Annotated in this window: 15 protein-coding genes; 5 read left to right on the top strand and 10 right to left on the bottom strand. The window is 35.1% G+C overall.

Annotated features, from left to right (window positions below):
- Window positions 1–170 precede the first annotated feature (170 nt).
- Entirely contained in the window at window positions 171–593 is a 423-nt protein-coding gene (locus EUC40_RS15595) for an STAS/SEC14 domain-containing protein (protein WP_242660489.1), read from the top strand.
- 191 nt (window positions 594–784) lie between these two features.
- On the opposite strand, the gene EUC40_RS15590 is transcribed toward EUC40_RS15595, so the two are convergent.
- From EUC40_RS15590 to EUC40_RS15560, 7 genes are all read right to left on the bottom strand, one after another.
- The gene (locus EUC40_RS15590) at window positions 785–1,258 is read right to left on the bottom strand and encodes a precorrin-2 dehydrogenase (RefSeq protein WP_156575912.1); all 474 of its coding nucleotides are present in this window, start codon (window positions 1,256–1,258) and stop codon (window positions 785–787) included.
- Window positions 1,251–1,961, bottom strand: coding sequence for a sirohydrochlorin chelatase (locus tag EUC40_RS15585; protein ID WP_156575911.1), 711 nt, complete (start codon window positions 1,959–1,961; stop codon window positions 1,251–1,253). Before EUC40_RS15585 ends, EUC40_RS15590 begins: the two co-directional genes overlap by 8 nt.
- Window positions 1,958–3,382, bottom strand: a complete 1,425-nt coding sequence (locus tag EUC40_RS15580) for a uroporphyrin-III C-methyltransferase (RefSeq protein WP_156575910.1) — start codon at window positions 3,380–3,382, stop codon at window positions 1,958–1,960. Before EUC40_RS15580 ends, EUC40_RS15585 begins: the two co-directional genes overlap by 4 nt.
- Window positions 3,383–3,441: 59 nt before the next feature.
- A complete protein-coding gene (nirD, locus tag EUC40_RS15575; RefSeq protein ID WP_156575909.1) occupies window positions 3,442–3,759 on the bottom strand; it encodes a nitrite reductase small subunit NirD in 318 nt (105 codons plus the stop codon).
- Between the two features lie 15 nt (window positions 3,760–3,774).
- Entirely contained in the window at window positions 3,775–6,180 is a 2,406-nt protein-coding gene (nirB, locus tag EUC40_RS15570) for an NADPH-nitrite reductase large subunit (protein ID WP_156575908.1), read from the bottom strand.
- 209 nt (window positions 6,181–6,389) lie between these two features.
- On the bottom strand, window positions 6,390–7,097 hold the full coding sequence (gene ric, locus EUC40_RS15565) for an iron-sulfur cluster repair di-iron protein (protein WP_156575907.1): 708 nt from the start codon (window positions 7,095–7,097) through the stop codon (window positions 6,390–6,392).
- Window positions 7,098–7,279: 182 nt separating this feature from the next.
- Window positions 7,280–8,233 carry an excalibur calcium-binding domain-containing protein gene (locus EUC40_RS15560; protein WP_156575906.1) on the bottom strand — a complete coding sequence of 318 codons (954 nt, stop codon included), beginning with the start codon at window positions 8,231–8,233 and terminating at the stop codon, window positions 7,280–7,282.
- Between the two features lie 208 nt (window positions 8,234–8,441).
- Here EUC40_RS15560 and exsG point away from each other — a divergent pair, with 208 nt between their 5' ends.
- The 3 genes from exsG to EUC40_RS15545 all read left to right on the top strand — a co-directional run bounded on the left by exsG (window position 8,442) and on the right by EUC40_RS15545 (window position 10,856).
- Window positions 8,442–8,594, top strand: a complete 153-nt coding sequence (gene exsG, locus EUC40_RS15555) for an exosporium protein ExsG (RefSeq protein ID WP_000395675.1) — start codon at window positions 8,442–8,444, stop codon at window positions 8,592–8,594.
- Between the two features lie 215 nt (window positions 8,595–8,809).
- Window positions 8,810–9,019: a hypothetical protein gene (locus EUC40_RS15550; protein ID WP_156575905.1), complete on the top strand. Its 210-nt coding sequence runs from the start codon at window positions 8,810–8,812 to the stop codon at window positions 9,017–9,019.
- Window positions 9,020–9,299: 280 nt separating this feature from the next.
- A complete protein-coding gene (locus EUC40_RS15545; protein ID WP_395592174.1) occupies window positions 9,300–10,856 on the top strand; it encodes an esterase/lipase family protein in 1,557 nt (518 codons plus the stop codon).
- Between the two features lie 191 nt (window positions 10,857–11,047).
- On the opposite strand, the gene EUC40_RS15540 is transcribed toward EUC40_RS15545, so the two are convergent.
- Entirely contained in the window at window positions 11,048–11,668 is a 621-nt protein-coding gene (locus EUC40_RS15540; RefSeq protein ID WP_156576951.1) for a preprotein translocase, read from the bottom strand.
- 434 nt (window positions 11,669–12,102) lie between these two features.
- Between EUC40_RS15540 and EUC40_RS15535 the strand changes: the two genes are divergently transcribed.
- On the top strand, window positions 12,103–12,378 hold the full coding sequence (locus EUC40_RS15535; protein WP_000427793.1) for a stage V sporulation protein S: 276 nt from the start codon (window positions 12,103–12,105) through the stop codon (window positions 12,376–12,378).
- Window positions 12,379–12,842: 464 nt separating this feature from the next.
- Here the strand turns inward: EUC40_RS15535 and EUC40_RS15530 are convergent, their stop codons facing one another.
- Complete coding sequence (locus tag EUC40_RS15530; protein WP_156575903.1) at window positions 12,843–14,777, bottom strand: YVTN family beta-propeller repeat protein; 1,935 nt, start codon at window positions 14,775–14,777, stop codon at window positions 12,843–12,845.
- A gap of 594 nt (window positions 14,778–15,371) precedes the next feature.
- Window positions 15,372–15,713, bottom strand: a complete 342-nt coding sequence (locus EUC40_RS15525; RefSeq protein WP_156575902.1) for a YolD-like family protein — start codon at window positions 15,711–15,713, stop codon at window positions 15,372–15,374.
- Window positions 15,714–16,524: the final 811 nt, after the last annotated feature.

The raw sequence follows: 16,524 nt of genomic DNA, 5'->3' as shown, positions 1-16,524 counted from the left end.
TTCAAAAAAAGGAAACTCATTAGGGGTTATTTCGTATGCAAATCTTTAAAGCATTTACATATATACTTGCGAAAAAAGAAACAATCTCGCTAATCATGTAAAGTTACATGAGCTTAGGATGATAGCAATGGGTGAAAGTGTCAAGTAAGAATTTTATCTTTATTGATTTTATGCGGTTTTTCCTCATAATTGTAATTAAGGGAGATGATTCTAATTTGAGTGAACAGAATATTAGCACAACAGTTTCGGGAGATTTGATTGTTACACATCTAATTGGCCAGATTAAAACAGAGGATGTGTATGAATGGTTTAATGGTTTCGAGCAGGTTTGTCAGCAATTCATTTCCGAAGGGCGGAAATACAAATTGTTGGTGGATAGAAAAGGATACACGCCAAATCATTTTTCTGTTCAAAAAGTATGGAAAGAGAAGTTCTTCAATGAAACTATTTTGAATCATAGTAAGGCAATTGCATTTCTTCTTGAAGAAGGAGAGATACTGAATTATTTACAGCAATCTAATACGAAAGAATCTGTAAAATTTTTTGATGATTATGAACAAGCGTTAATTTGGTTGGATGAATATCAAATGTAAAAACTGAATTGAACCAGTTGCTCGTAATATTGTATTTGTCATACAATTCATTAGTTTACAAGTTGCCAGCACCATTCATTTTCTTCGTAATTTGCTTGTGAAACTTTAAAAAACAATATCAAAACAAAAAGGACAAACGTTTCTAAAAAACGTTTGTCCAAAGGTAATTACTATTTTAGCTAAGTGATAGATTACAATTTGTGAGTACGAGAAAGCTTTTTTATAAGTTTAGGAAGTATAGATGTTAATTCCTTTTTCATACGCTTCGTAAACGATGGATCCCTACCTGAAGTTGAAATCGTTACAACATATTCACCATTTCGGATGACACCAGGCGTGTGAAATGATGATTCTGTACCATCACTTACAACGTTAACCCATTGAAAATCATGGGCGGCCTGTTTGACCATCATATTTACAGCATGTTGATTTGTAGCTGCATAAATAAGGTGGGCATCTTTAATATCATCATTAGAAAAAGTTTTTTGCTTCCAGGTAATATAAGGAAGCTCCTTCATTTCCTCGCAAATTTTTGGGCTGACAACGGTGACAAAAGCGCCTGTATCTTTTAATCCAGACGCTTTTCGATATGCGATTTTACCTCCACCAATGATAACAACCACCTTTTTATTTAGATTAAGCATAAGAGGGTACATGTTATACATACACACATTCCTCCATTCGTTCTAACAATGTTAATTTCATGTATGTATCAAATTGAAGGCAGTTACAAGTCGTAACGTGATCATATTTTTTTGTATGCAACTTAATTTTCTGAAGCAACAATCCGGTAAAGAGAAGGTACGGCATGACATATACATGGGACGCAGTCGATGTTATAGCCTTGAGTTCAGCAGTAAAAGAGGGCGTTCCTTTCGTTAAAAAGGAGCAACATACTGGCATACCGAGTTTTCGTTCGACAGCTGCTCCGATTTGTTGTAATTCATGTATCGGCTGTGGATCACTACTGCCTCGCCCTACGAGTAAAATACTACTCTCTTGCATTGGCATAGCTTCACGTATTCTTTTCACTACAAGTTCCACCATATGTGAATGTGTACTAAAAGGTGGTACAACTGAAAATGTGATATATGGATATTTCTTTTGCATTTTCTCTATCTCAAAAGGTATATCACGTTTATAGTGAGCTGCTGCAAATAATAAAACAGGTACAATCATTATTTCGGTTGCGCCCTCTAGTATTGTTTCTGTAACTGCATCTGAAATAGTAGGTGTTGTTAGTTCCAAAAAAGCTATTTTTTGAATTCTTTCGTTACGTTCTTTCATAACAGATTGAATAAAGTGAATGAATTGATTGTTACCTTCTTGGAGTCGGCTCCCGTGTCCAACATATACAATTCCTTTCATTGTCTCACCATGTCTTTCTTCATAATAATGTCTTGTAATTGCTTATCTACATTATGAAACCCGACTTTATTCGCATAGTGTAAAGTTGGAATGTCGGTATACGAGAATGGGAGAGTAAGAATATCGATAAAGCCAAGGCGTTTTATTTCTGCTAAAAATGTATCAATGGAAGCACGTCCTTCAAATACAATGCTATCCCATGAAAATTCAGAAAGCATACGAGAATGAATTTCATCGAAGCGATGATCAATTGTATACTCATGAGTCATCATGTAGAATCCTGCACCAATTTTTTCTTGAATAAAAGCAATTCGGTTAATGTTTCGACCTAAATAAATAGTAGACTGAGAAGAAAATTGTGCTGGTTTACTTAACAATCCATACTGCATAAGCTTTTCTTGAACAGAAAGGTTCATAAATTGAAATTCCACGTGTAAGGAACGAATATCTTTATGATATTTACTGCATGATCGCATTAAGGTTTCTACACTTTCAGCTGAACAAAATACAAGGCGATCAACGTTAAAAATTTCATTGATTTGTTCAGAGGTTAATGTGTATTCTTTCTTTTTGAAAGTTGGAATTTGATATATTTCTGCACCGGATTCTTGTAATTTTTGCTTCATTAAACTTGTTTTATTTGTTGCGGATGCAAATAAAACTTTTTTACCATGTAATGGTGTACGTTCTTTCCAAGCGATTTGATTACGTAAGGAAACGACATCACCAACAACTGTCATTGATGGATTAGAAATATTTTCGTTTTTGACGATAGGCACAATGGTTGAAAGTGTTCCTGTGACAACGCGCTGTTTACCAGTTGTACCCCATTCAATGACTGCTACTGGCGTATCGTCTTTTTTTCCTGCTTGTAGTAAGTTTTCACAAATTGTAGGTAAGTTTTTTATACCCATGTAGTAAGCGATTGTGTCACTATTGTGGGATGAATTATATTTTCCATGATTGGCTAAAGGACCTTTTGCATGCCCAGTTAGTAAAGTTACACTATTACTGTAGTTACGGTGGGTGAGGGGGATACCTGCATAGCTACTAGCGGCGATGCTAGATGTAATACCTGGTACAATTTCATACGGAATGTTCGCTGTTGCTAAAGTTTCTGCTTCTTCACCAACACGGCCAAAAATAGATGGATCTCCGCCCTTTAATCGAACAACGATTTTTCCTTCTTTCGCAAATTGAAGAAGGTGGGCGTTAATTATTTCTTGTCGCATAATATGATTCTTTGGCATTTTTCCGCAATAAATAAGTTCACATGTTTCTTTTGTATAACTAAGAAAGAAAGGGTTTAATAAACGGTCATATAAAACGATATCTGCACGTTTTAAACAATCTATCGCTTTCTTTGTAATAAGCCCTTCATCACCTGGTCCTGCACCAACTAAATATACATATCCGTTCATAATCGCACCTCATCTATTTTTATTTAAAAGGAAGCCAGGGGGAGGCTTCCTTTTGTAAATTACATGTATATATAAATATCACCATCAATAATTTCTACCTCGTACGTTTGAATACAGCCGTCATCAGGTTTTTGAACTTCACCTGTTATTAATGAAATTTTCCAATCATGTAGTGGACAAAAGACGAATTCACCAGATACAATTCCTTCTGCTAACGGTCCGTTTTTATGAGGACAACGATTTTCTACAGCCCGAATATCGTCATTTGAAAGACGGAATAGAGCGATAGACATACCTTTCATTTGCACCTCTTTACCGATTTGTATAGGAAGGTCTTCTGCACGCATAACTTTTATTTTTTCTTTCGTTTGTATCATTTAGATCACGGCTCCTTATTTCACAGTTTCTACTTCATACATCGCTTTTAATGATTTCGTTTCTAATGCTTGTCCCCATGCTTCCGTATATGTGCTACGAGCTGTTTGGAAGCGTGCATTTAGCGTAGTAACCATACTCGCATCTTGTAGTATTTCTTTTATGTGATCGAAGCCTAAACGTTCTGTCCAGTAGGCAGTACGCTCTCCGTAAATACCAGTTTCACGATAATATTGCATGTAAGCTGTAGCGATGCGCAGGACATCATCTTCAGTAGGGACAATCATTACAAAATCAGCTTCACGTACTTCTGTACCACCATTTCCGCCAATATAAAGTTGGTATCCATTTTCGACACAAACAACGCCAAAATCTTTCGTCAATACTTCCGCACAGTTACGCGGACAGCCAGTTACACCCATCTTCATTTTATGAGGTGTATCTACTATTTCTAATGATTGTTCAAGGAGCATACCAAGTCCTAATGAATCTTTCGTACCGAAACGGCAAAAACGAGAACCAACACATGATTTTACATTACGAAGCGATTTTGAATACGCATATCCCGAAGTCATATTTAAGTCAGCCCATACGTTAGGTAAATCTTGTTTTTTTACACCATATAAGCCGATTCGGCTCGCACCTGTAATTTTCACAAGAGGGACGTCATATTTTTTTGCAACTTCAGCAATTTTCATTAAATCATCAGCTGTTGTAACGCCTCCGTACATACGTGGAATAACAGAGAATGTCCCATCGTGCTGGATGTTACCATTCATTCTTTCATTAACGAAACGGGAGGCTTTATCATCTTCATATTCTTCTGGAATCGCCATACGTAAATAGTAATTTAAAGCAGGACGACATTTCGAACAGCCATCTTCATGTACAAAACCAAGAACATTCCGTACTTCTTTTGGAGATCTTAAACCTTTCTCGTGAATGGCCGCTACGACTTCATCTCGTGATAAACTTGTACATCCGCACATACCAGCAGACTGCGCAGAAGCATCAAAGGCATCTCCGAGTGTATGAGATAAAACTTGTTCCACAAGCGGACGGCATTTACCACAAGATCCCGCGGCTTTCGTACATCCTTTAACTTCTTCAAAAGTAGTTAACTCTTGCTCTAAAATGGCATGAACGATTGTACCTTTCGTAACACCATTACATCCACAAATTGTGTCATCCGCACTCATTGTAGCAACGTCAAGTTCACTTTCTTCACCAGCTTTGTGAAGAAGGGAAGCGGTTGTATATTCTTGTACATCTTCTTCTTTCTTTAACATACTAAAGAGTCGTGTACCATCAGCAGTATCCCCGTATAAAACGATACCAACGACTTTATTGTCACGAATTAATACTTTTTTATAGGAACGTTTACATTCATCAAAGATTGATATTGCTTTCGTTTGATCATCTTCATAAATTTGGCCAGCAGAGAATAAATCACAACCAGCAACTTTTAATTGCGTACCAACGATACTGCCCGTGTATCCATTCGTTTGTAAATTCGTTATATGTTTCGCTAATATTGTGCCTTGTTCATAGAGAGGGGCAACAAGTCCATATGCGATACCATCATGTTCTGCACATTCACCAACTGCATAAATGGATTCATCATTTGTTAGCATACAGTCATTGACTACAATGCCGCGATTGACAAGTAAACCAGCATCTCTTGCTATTTGCGTATTTGGGCGTATTCCGACAGCCATTACGATTAAATCACAATCTACAACTTCACCATTTTCAAATTGAATGCCCTCAACATGGTCTGTCCCAAGAATTTTTACAGTTTTCTTTTCCATTAGAAACTTCATGCCTTGTGCTTCTAAATCTTCGCGCAGAAGAGAAGCGGCCTTCGTATCTAGTTGCTGCTCCATTAAGCTAGGCATTAAATGAACAACATGTACGTCCATTCCTAAGTCAATAAGACCTCTTGCTGCTTCTAAACCAAGTAATCCACCACCAATGACAACGGCCTTTTTCTTTTCTTTAGCGATATCAATCATAAATTGTGTATCTTCAATAGTTCGAAATCCCGTTACACCAGGAAGGGTGGAACCTTCAACAGGTAAAATAAAAGCGCTAGAACCTGTTGCGACAATGAGTTTGTCATATGTAAGAGTACGATTCTTTTCTGTGATAATGATTTTTTCTTCTCGGTTAATACTCTGAACTCTTTCATCTGCATGCAAGGTTATTTCGTTTTCCTCATACCAACTGTATTCATTCATAATGATATCTTGCATATTTGTTTTGCCTTGTAAAACATGAGAGAGCATAATGCGATTGTAGTTTGGGTGCGGTTCATCTCCAAAAATAGTAACCTCATATAAATCACTATCATGTTTTAGTATTTCTTCTATACAACGTATGCCAGCCATACCATTTCCGATCATAACTAAACGTTTTTTCATTTTCGTTTCCCCTTTTTTATGTGAAATATTGAACAAAGGATTATATTTTTATTATAGAAAATCAAAAAAGGGGGAGATGTGATATTTATCACATCTTTATAATAATTCACAAATTGTTAAAATTCGGATTTGTGTGAGGGGGAGGTGGATATTTTTCGCAAAATGAAAAAGCAGGACATGAGTATTTTTACTCATGTCCTGCGCTATATTTATGCTCGTGTAATTGCACGAGGAAATAAAATATTATTCTCTAAATGAATATGCTCAAATAAATCAGACTCGAGCGCTTCAAGGCGTTGATAAACAAGTCGATAAGTGCCGCAAGCTCCTTCTGGAGGAGTAAAGTCATTAGTCACTTTACGAAGTTCTTTTATAATATTTCCGGCATGATTGTGCTCACTTTCTAGTTCATCTACTACTTTACGTAACTTTGCATAGTTTTCATCAGTTGGATTTCGTTCGAATTCTAAAATTAATGGGAAATCTTCCGTTTCTTCCTTAATTAAATGCTGCTCTAATTCCATTTTAAGTTCATGAAATAGCTTATGAATTTGAGCTAAATGAGGCTGACTTGCCCCATGAACGCGTAATACTTTCGTTACATAAGGGCTTAACTGTGGTAATTCTTCATTTAAATAGCCATGATGCTTATTAATTACATAATCAATCAATTCGCGATAAGAAGCGTTTTTCCAATCTATTTCAGATTCATTTAAGAGTTTCGTATTATGATAAAGCGTATTTAACTCTGTCAGTACTTCTGTTGCTGATAAATTTCTTTCATGAATTGCATCAATCAGTGGCTTATTACCGCCACAACAAAAGTCTATTCTATATGATTTAAAAAGATCACTAGCTTTTGGAAATTGTGTAACAATCTCACCGACGATAGAAGTTTCAGTAAATGTATGTTCCATATGAATGCCTCCATAAAGTTTATTGTGATAACTAAACCAAGAATAGCAATAAATTAAAATGAGTGTGGTGATATAAATCACTTAATATGTGTCATTTTTGAGAACTCGTCTAAAAAGAGAAAGAGGTAGTAAATGTAAGACGTTACAATAAAAAAAGAAGCTTCTATTAAGCTTCTTTTTTACTATTTTTCGCATGCAACTCCATCGCCATCACGATCAAGATGAGAGCTATATCCTGGTTGCCCTTTATATAGAGGGGCTTTCCCAGCAGTTCTTACTGCAGCACAATTTTTGTAGTATGTATTACTAGCATTTCCCGCAGCTGGTTGTGCTTGGGCCTGCTGAGCTTTTTGCTGTTCTTCTTGTTGTTTACGAGCTAGTTCATCAGCTTGGCGTTTTTGTTCCTCTTGTTGTTTACGAGCCTGTTCATCAGCTTGGCGCTTTTGTTCTTCTTGCTGTTTACGAGCCTGTTCATCAGCCAGGCGCTTTTGTTCTTCTTGCTGTTTACGAGCCTGTTCATCAGCCAGACGCTTTTGTTCTTCTTGTTGTTTACGAGCCTGTTCATCAGCCTGGCGTTTTTCATCTTCTTGCTTACGAGCTAGTTCATCAGCCTGGCGTTTCTCATCTTCTTGCTTACGAGCTAGTTCATCGGCTTTACGTTTTTCATCTTCTTGTTTACGAACTTTTTCGTCCGCTTCTTTCTTTTCTAGTTCTTTTTTCTGTTCGCTATCTTTTTGTTCTTCATTGTTTGAGGCAACTTTTTGGTTAGTTGCTGTTGTTTTTTCAGAAGAGGGAGCTGAAATACTTGAGAATGTAACAAATAGGACAAATAAAACAGCTGTAATAATAAATTGTTTTTTTGCTACACCTGTTTTCTTAATAACAGATAATATTGCAAGAATAAGGAAGAAGATAAATAGAATGAAACTTAAAGTAGAAAAAAACTCGGCGACTGGGTGTTCCGATTTTGTTGTGCCAGTCGTTATTAACATGATAGAAATCATAAATAGAATAACGGTAGGACGCCCATATTGTTTTGCTTTTCCAGTTTTCTTAAAGAATGAAACGATGCATAAGATTAAAAGAATGATAGCAATTAAAAATAAAGCTACACCAATATTACTCAAAATAGCCATTTTCATACCTCCATTTGTAAGATTTTCACTATTGATTATATAGGAACTTATTGGATATTACACGTTTTATATAAATTTAGAAAATTGATGTTTTTAATAGACTTATAAACATTTATTCTGTATATAAAGAAAAATAGATATAAATCCTATTACTTTTTGAAATAAAATTCATAGATTATAGTATATCGATTGAAAGGAGGGGAGCTGAATGGAATTTCAATTGTTAGTAAATTGTGTACTACAAGAAGGTAATGCGTACTTTTTAGTAACGAAGGTGGACGATGTGATTACGTTAAAAGTACCGATTACAGCGGGAGTTGCAGGATTGTTTTTAGCTTTTGGTGTACCAAGATGTTCTTAATTTAAATCCCTATAGTAGAAAGGGGAGGACAAGCCTCTTTCTACTTATACATAATTATATTATGTTAACTTAAATGTTATTTTTGTAATAGCACGTTTAAAAGGGACATGCATATACTATAATGTTTCATTTGCTGTTATTGATGAACACTAGTCTTAAGAAATGTATGGAGTGAATTTTTTAAAGTTATGAAAATAAAAGAGGTGCTATTATATATGAAAAGACGAACATTTGATATTCCAGTTGTATTGCGAAGCGAGTGGTTTTTAATAGAATTAGCTCATTTAACGAAAAAATATGGAATTGAAATTGCAACTTGTCAAACGGAAGCTACACCGTTCTTAAGGGATCAAGTTACGGAATTAAAAATAGGATCAGGGCTCCAATACGATAAATATGATGATGAGTATGTCATTGATTTATAATAAAGAAGCTGCGTATAAACGGTTATGAACAAGACCTTTTATACGCAGCTTTTTTGTGAGAACTGTATTGAGAAATTTTTAATGCGCTCATTAAGAAAAGGAATGAGTAAATGTTGCGAGAATAACGATTTATAAGGAAGGACAGTTACTATTTATTGTATATGCAAAAGAAAGTTAGAAATAAATAACTAAAATAAAAATAGTGCTTCCTTTCAAAAAAGGGGGAATGTTAATGAGGATTTTGCAAAGATGTACAATACTAATTCTCGCATTTTTTATTATGATTCCAATGGCTGTTAGTACGAAAGTAGAGGCAGAGGGAGTAAAAGAGCTTAAAACAGGATTTCCTGATCAAGAAGTATTTGCACCTGGGGATTGGTTTTTAGGTCAAAAGCCAACTAATTATGATGAGAGTAAGCCTCCAATCCTGTTTGTCCAAGGAAGGAATGGTAATGCGGATAGTTGGTATGGACAGACAGTATATCACGATATAAATGATATGTATGACTACGCTTTGAAAGCGGGATATCAAACCGTATTTATACAATTATATGATGCTGCGGGGAAAGGATCGGCTAGTCAGTGGGACAACGGAAAATTGTTAGCACAAAAACTTGAAGAAATATATAATCATTTCGGTAAAAGAGTTAATATTGTAGCGCATAGTAAAGGTGGTATCGATACACAAGCTGCACTAGTTGGATATGGAGCGAATCGATTTGTTGGAAATGTTATTACACTCGCTACACCGCATCACGGATCAAATTTAGCAGATTTATCATATAGCTGGTGGGCAGGTTGGCTTGCTTCTATATTAGGTCAAAAAGATGATGGTACGTACTCATTACAAATGGGAGAAATGGCAAAATTTCGTTCTACAATAGATAATAATCCTGCAGTTAAATTAAACCGTTATTATACAGCTACTGGTACAAGCTGGGGGCCAGTATTTTCTGCGTTATCTATGGGCGGTTTGTATTTGTCATCGTACGGTTCGAATGATGGATTAGTAAATGAGTGGAGTGCTAAGTTACCATATGGAACACATTTATTTACAGATTCAAAGTTTGATCATGACAATATACGAAAAGGGTCAGCCGTTTTCTCACGAATTGAACCATATTTACGTACAGCAAGTGTAACTATGCCAACATTAGTGACATCTAGCGCTAGTTCAAATGAAAATATAGAACAATTAAATACAACTTCAAATCAAAATATTTTAGGGGGAGAATTGCCAGAAAATCAGTGGATCGAACAAACTGTTACGGTTGATAAAAAGGCGGAAGGGATAGTTTCTATATTAACAGCTTCTTCTGATGTAGACGTGCAAATGATATCTCCAAAAGGAAAGATGTATACAAATAAGGATAGCGTTATAACTACTGGAGAAGGTGAATCTTTCTTTGGTGGGGCGACAATTAGAACATTTAAATTTGATAAAATGGATGTAGGAGAATGGAAAGTTAAAATGATGGCGAAGCAGTCAAAAGATGCTTATTTAGTTGTAAGCGATTACAAAAGTGACGCGCCATTTGTGCTTCAAATGCCTACAAAAGTTAAAGCGAATAAATCTGAGTATAAATTAAAAAAATCACCTGTGGCACCTGAAATGAAAGGGGACCTTTCCATAACCGTAAGAGTCGTGAATAAAGAAGGGAAGCTAGTATCTGAAAGTAATGAATTACAAAATGTTAATAACAATACATTTACAGGTGCTTTGAAAGACATAAAGGAACCAGGGGTATATAACGTAACGATGGATATAAAAGGGATGAATAAAGAAGGACAACCATATAGTCGTACGCTAGTTAAGTCGGTTTATGTGGAGAAGTAAGATAGAATAAAAATGTATTAATATAAAAATGCAGAAATCTTGTGTTAAAAAGGTTTCTGCACTTTTTTCGTGTGTATTATATGAATAGAAAAGTGAGTTTACGTTCTATAAGAGAGATGGTAGAAATTGAAGAAAATCGTCATTCAATAATAAAAGATACTGAAGTAGCATCTGAATGTGAAGGAATACTATTAACCTAGTTTTGTAACTGTTAGTTCAAGTGAATTTATACCATTATCACAAGTTACGATACTTTGATGATTAAAGCCGCTATTATTTCTAAGTTGCAGAGTGGCATTAGCTGGTACTGTAACGATAGTTTCACCAACTAGTTGAAGACATTCATTATTTGCTGAGGTATTCATTTGAAAAGCGAAATCACCTTGGCTATTAGCAAGTGGATTGTTGTTTAAAAATATAGTTATAACTGGAATATGTGGAAATACAGGATTTAAAGTAGTATTAATACTGGAAATGAAAGAAACTCTATAATCACCAGCTTGACTAATTTGTAGAGTAGTTGGATTTAGTAAAGAAACTCCTCCTGCCTTTGGCCCAACGTGATTAAATGGAAAAGAACTGCCGAAAGGGACAGTTATAAATTCAGTTTGCCAAAAAGTTCCGTAAGCTGGCTTAGCTGGTTTATGTGAATCGTGGCATGAACATTTTTTGTATGAACTAGAAGAAGAGGAGCATGGACATTTTTTATATGAACTAGAAGAAGATTTGCATGAACATTTTTTATATGAACTAGAAGAAGATTTGCATGAACATTTATTATACGAGTTTGAAGAATGATAGTATGAACCCAATATATGACCTCCTATTATTAATAAATTTAAGACGCATAGTAGTTTATGCAAATGAACCATAATTGGCGTGTATGCTTGTACTATAAAAGGAAATAGATTTGGAGTATAAAGTGCTCCAGGGATGAAGTTTTTCATAGATTTACGTATAGAAGAAACGCTTTGTATATTAATTCCACCTGAAAAAGAAACATTTACTAATCTTAATTGCACGCATGTTATCGTAAAGTGAACTTCTAACATTTTAATGTTTGTATATTAGAGCTCTTAGTCATTGCTTTTTTATTTGTGCAGCTGGGCAGGAAGAAGACGAAAAGTATCGAATGAATGTAGTTATATAGCATTGTTTGCTTTTGGTGTGAATAGTAGTTAAAGATACGTTGAAATATTTTAATTCGTAACGAAAGAGTGATTAAATAGTAGAGGGAGCAACTTATATGGAAAATATATTAAAAGTATCTTCAAAATCAAGTCCCAATTCAGTTGCAGGCGCAATAGCAGGTGTACTAAGAGCAAATGGCAATGTGGAAATTCAAGTGATTGGGGCTGGTTCTTTAAATCAAGCAATCAAAGCAATTGCGATTGCAAGAGGATTTGTCGCTCCAAGTGGTATTGATTTGACTTTTGTTCCAGCATTTCAAGAGATTTCTATCAATGATCAAGAAAGAACAGCAATCAAATTAATTGTAGGTCCTAGAAAGAAAAGGTCTTAGTAAAGAGTGTTAATAAGATGTAGTTTGAAAGGGACGATAGAAATCGGCCTTTTCCTTTTTTATTAATAAGTCTATGCATAATGTCGTAAAGCCGCATTCTTAGTAACAAACATAGATATTACAAATGAAAAGTGTCATAAATGCTTATATAACAGGCATCTGTGACACTTTTTTAGTTTTATATAATATAAAATATTCGTTATTTTAATTTTATTTTTCAACCAAATCGTTATTTTGTCAGTATCAAAAAAGAGCACCCAGTATAGATGCCGAAATAAAAATTATTTAATGATAAAGATAATTACTTACCACCATTTTATTTGTATGTTTCAATTAAAAAACATGAACAAAAATTGTACATGTCTATATAAAATCTATGTTTTGTCTATGTAAACATTTGTTTGTTTTATGAAAATAATGAAAGAACAGAGAAACGTGATTAGTGTCTCTCTGTCACTTTTATATTATTCACAAATAAATCCGGTTGCTATCCCAGTTGGAGCAACACCTACTGGGACCGTATCAATAACCGTATTTGTAGCAGTATTGATGACAGAAACAGTATTACTAGATTGGTTTGTAACATAGGCGAGAGTGCCATCTGGTATGATAGTCACTTGATCAGGGGATAGAGCAACAGGAATCGTATCGATTACAGTATTTGTCGCTACGTTTATTACCGATACATTATTGCTAACTTTATTTACTACGTAAATATGAGTGCCATTTGGTGTAATAGCTATACCAACAGGTTCAGTTCCTACGTTAATTGTATTAATAACGGAATTGGTAGCGGTGTTAATAACAGAAACAGTATTGCTGTTTTGATTTGTGACATAAGCACGAGTCCCATCTAGTGTAAAGACGATTATCCTAGGGCGAATGCCAACAGGAATGGTAGCACCAACTGTGTTGGTAGCAGTATTAATAACAGAAATTGTGTTGCTTAATTCATTTGCAACATATGCAAGGGCTCCATTTGGAGAAACAGTGATTCCTTGCGGAGCAGTGCCAACAGGAATGGTAGCGCTAACGGAGTTAGTAGCTGCATTAATAACAGAAACTGTATTATTCCCATGATTTCCAACATAAACAGTTGTGTTATTTGGAGAAACAGCTACGCCGATCGGATCAGTTCCAACAGGAATGGTAGCGCTAACTGTATTGGTAGCAGTATCAATAACGGAAACAGTATCAGAAAAAATATTAGTAACATAAGCACGAGCACCATTTGGTGAAACAGTTACTTCAAGAGGTGCATTACCTACCGTAATTGTATCGACTACAGTATTTGTTCCAGTGTTGATCACAGATACTGTATCATCTGTAGGGTCATCTATGACTCCTGCGTTTGTAGCATAAACAAGGAAATTACAACTAGGTCCCGTCGACCCAGTAGGTCCCGTCGACCCAGTAGGTCCCGTCGGCCCGGTCGGTCCAGTAGGTCCCGTCGGTCCAGTAGGCCCCGGTGGGCAATCACAATCTCCCGATGGCCCAGTAGGTCCCGGTGGTCCTTGGATGCCTTGAATACCTTGCACACCTTGAGGTCCAGTAGGTCCTTCAGGTCCTTCAGGCCCTTCAGTTCCTTGAATGCCCTGCACGCCTTGGGGCCCAGTAGGTCCTTCAGGCCCTTCAGGCCCTTGAATGCCTTGCACGCCTTGAGGTCCAGTAGGTCCTGGTGGACCTGGAACTCCCGTTCCTGTCCCTGAACCAGTAGGCCCTGGTGGTCCTTGAATGCCTTGAATACCTTGCACACCTTGAGGTCCAGTAGGTCCTTCAGGCCCTTCAGGTCCTTGAATACCTTGCACGCCTTGAGGTCCAGTAGGTCCCGGTGGCCCTTCAGGCCCTTCAGGTCCTTGAATGCCTTGCGCACCTTGAGATCCAGTAGGTCCTTCAGGCCCCGTCGGCCCCGTTGTTCCAGTAATGTTTAATAGTGAGCTATTCAAGATTCCTTGCAAAATTAAGTTAAATGTCTGCTGTAACAAGGGGTCCAGTATATTTGAACAACTAATAAGTGAAGACAAGTTTTGGAATAGAAACTGGAATAATGCTGAGATTTGAGTGAGAGATGCAGTAGGTAAGGAAATGATTAATTGATTTATAGTTCGTATAACTAAATTTCTATTTGGAGTATTTGGTTGTACTGCAATTAATAAATCATGTAATGCTTGTAATGCAGATTGAAGTATTTGTGTGTTTGTCGGATTTGGTGTAGTGAAGAAAGAAAGGATAGCTTGGTTTAATTGGTTAAGTAAGATTAATAATTCTTGTTGTTGAGAATTTGAGAAAAAAACAGGTGTACAGCAATTACTTTGATCACAAGGGGATATAGAAATAAAGCAGGATTGCTGAAATTTATCACACGAATTTGGTGAGTTTGATTTTCGATTATATTTCATAAATACCTCCTTCTAAAAAATTTTCAGGTATGTTTTGATAAATTATATTAGCAACTAAGTTTAAAGTATTTGTGGGAATATGTTTAATATGAAATGTTTTTTCCTTCAAAGTATATGCCAATAAAATTGAGGCGTTCATATGGGACATATAAGCAATAATTAGTTACTAGTAGGATATTGCAGGAAAGGAAATAAAAGTTATAAAGTGAATAGACGAGGGAGTTCATTTTAAAAATTTAACAAAATAGTTATTTTATTACATTTTATACAAACAAAGAAGAGCCTGATATGGTTCTCAGGCTCTTCTCTTACTGCCAATATACAATAACTATTCCATTTTAGTACATGTTATGTGAAGGATAGGGGGAAGAGAGATGGAAATAGAAAAACCGCCTATTTAAATGACGGTTTTTTATTTCTATGTAATTAGAATCTACTTTTAGATAATGCTTTTAATATAGGGTTTATGATTTTACTCAACAAACGAAATGCTCTGAAAAGAGACCTTATAACCTTCATAGTATTGTCTCTTAATATCAGATTTCCTATTTCAAAGTCTGATATTTTTGGATATATTTAGGAATTTGTATGTTTTTATCTTAAATCAATTATATCTATAAAATTAAGAAAAATTCTGTTATAGGATGCATCAGTGCAAGTTATTAAATTCTTTATCGGATTTATGTCAGTTACAGTCATATATCTAGTTAGCAAATGACCATCTCTATAATAAGTAATCGATATCTTCTCTTCAGAAAGGTATGCACATAATAACTTGTTTTCAATCATTTCTTGTTCGTCTTGGGTTAATGTAGGACGCTCCACTTTTGTTTGTTTTTTTATAATCTTACCAATACCGATGAACTTCTTCGGTATCGAAGCGAATGGCGTCCGCTTAGCCGTTCCTATTTCTTTTGGCATATTTGTATCGTTCATACTGTCTATCTCCCTAGTTGCTATTAATAACTGTATGATTATATCAAACTTTTGAGATGTTGGTATTGTTTATAAAAATATAGTGTATCTCTAATAGGGTTCTTATTAAATGTAGAACCCCACTCTTTGTTTAATCCAACTAAATTGTAAATTAAAAAATCACTCTTTTGTCATTACCATTTTGTCTAAAATATGGATAGACAAAACCACACGTTTTACTCGAATTTTTGCTTCAATAAAAACAACCACGAATTAATAATAAGTAGTGATATCACAGAAAAACGTTATTAAACAAACTTAGATTTAATGCACGGTATGAAATAAGATGAAACGGTATTAAAACAAAAATATATCTTCCGCATACAAGTTCAACAATGAGAACGGTAATACCTATTTATCAAGATGATTGTAATTCAAGATTTATCATAGAGATTTATGTTAAATGAATTGTTTTTAAGATGAAATTCGATCTAATACGGTTTAATTAAAAGGCCATTATTTACTCACAAATAATATAAAAACACATGAAAAAATATGAAATTCTTTTTAAAATAGAACATAATATAACAAATAAAAAGTGTCACAAATGCTTGAATAACAGGCACTTGTGACACTTTTAGATAGGAGAAAAGGAAGAGGGAAATAGAAAAATCGCCTATTTAAATGACAGTTTTTTATTTCTATATAATTAGAATTTACTTTTAGATAATGCTTTAAGTATTGGCCTTACGATTAAACCTATTAAACGAAATCCTTTAAATATAGATTGAATAACCTTCATATAATCTTTCCCCTTAAATTAAGTGAATCA

It is taken from the genome of Bacillus luti, from assembly GCF_009739945.1.
Taxonomy (GTDB): Bacteria; Bacillota; Bacilli; order Bacillales; family Bacillaceae_G; genus Bacillus_A; species Bacillus_A luti.
Note: the sequence above shows the minus strand (reverse complement) of the source record. Positions and strands in the feature narration are given on the sequence as shown.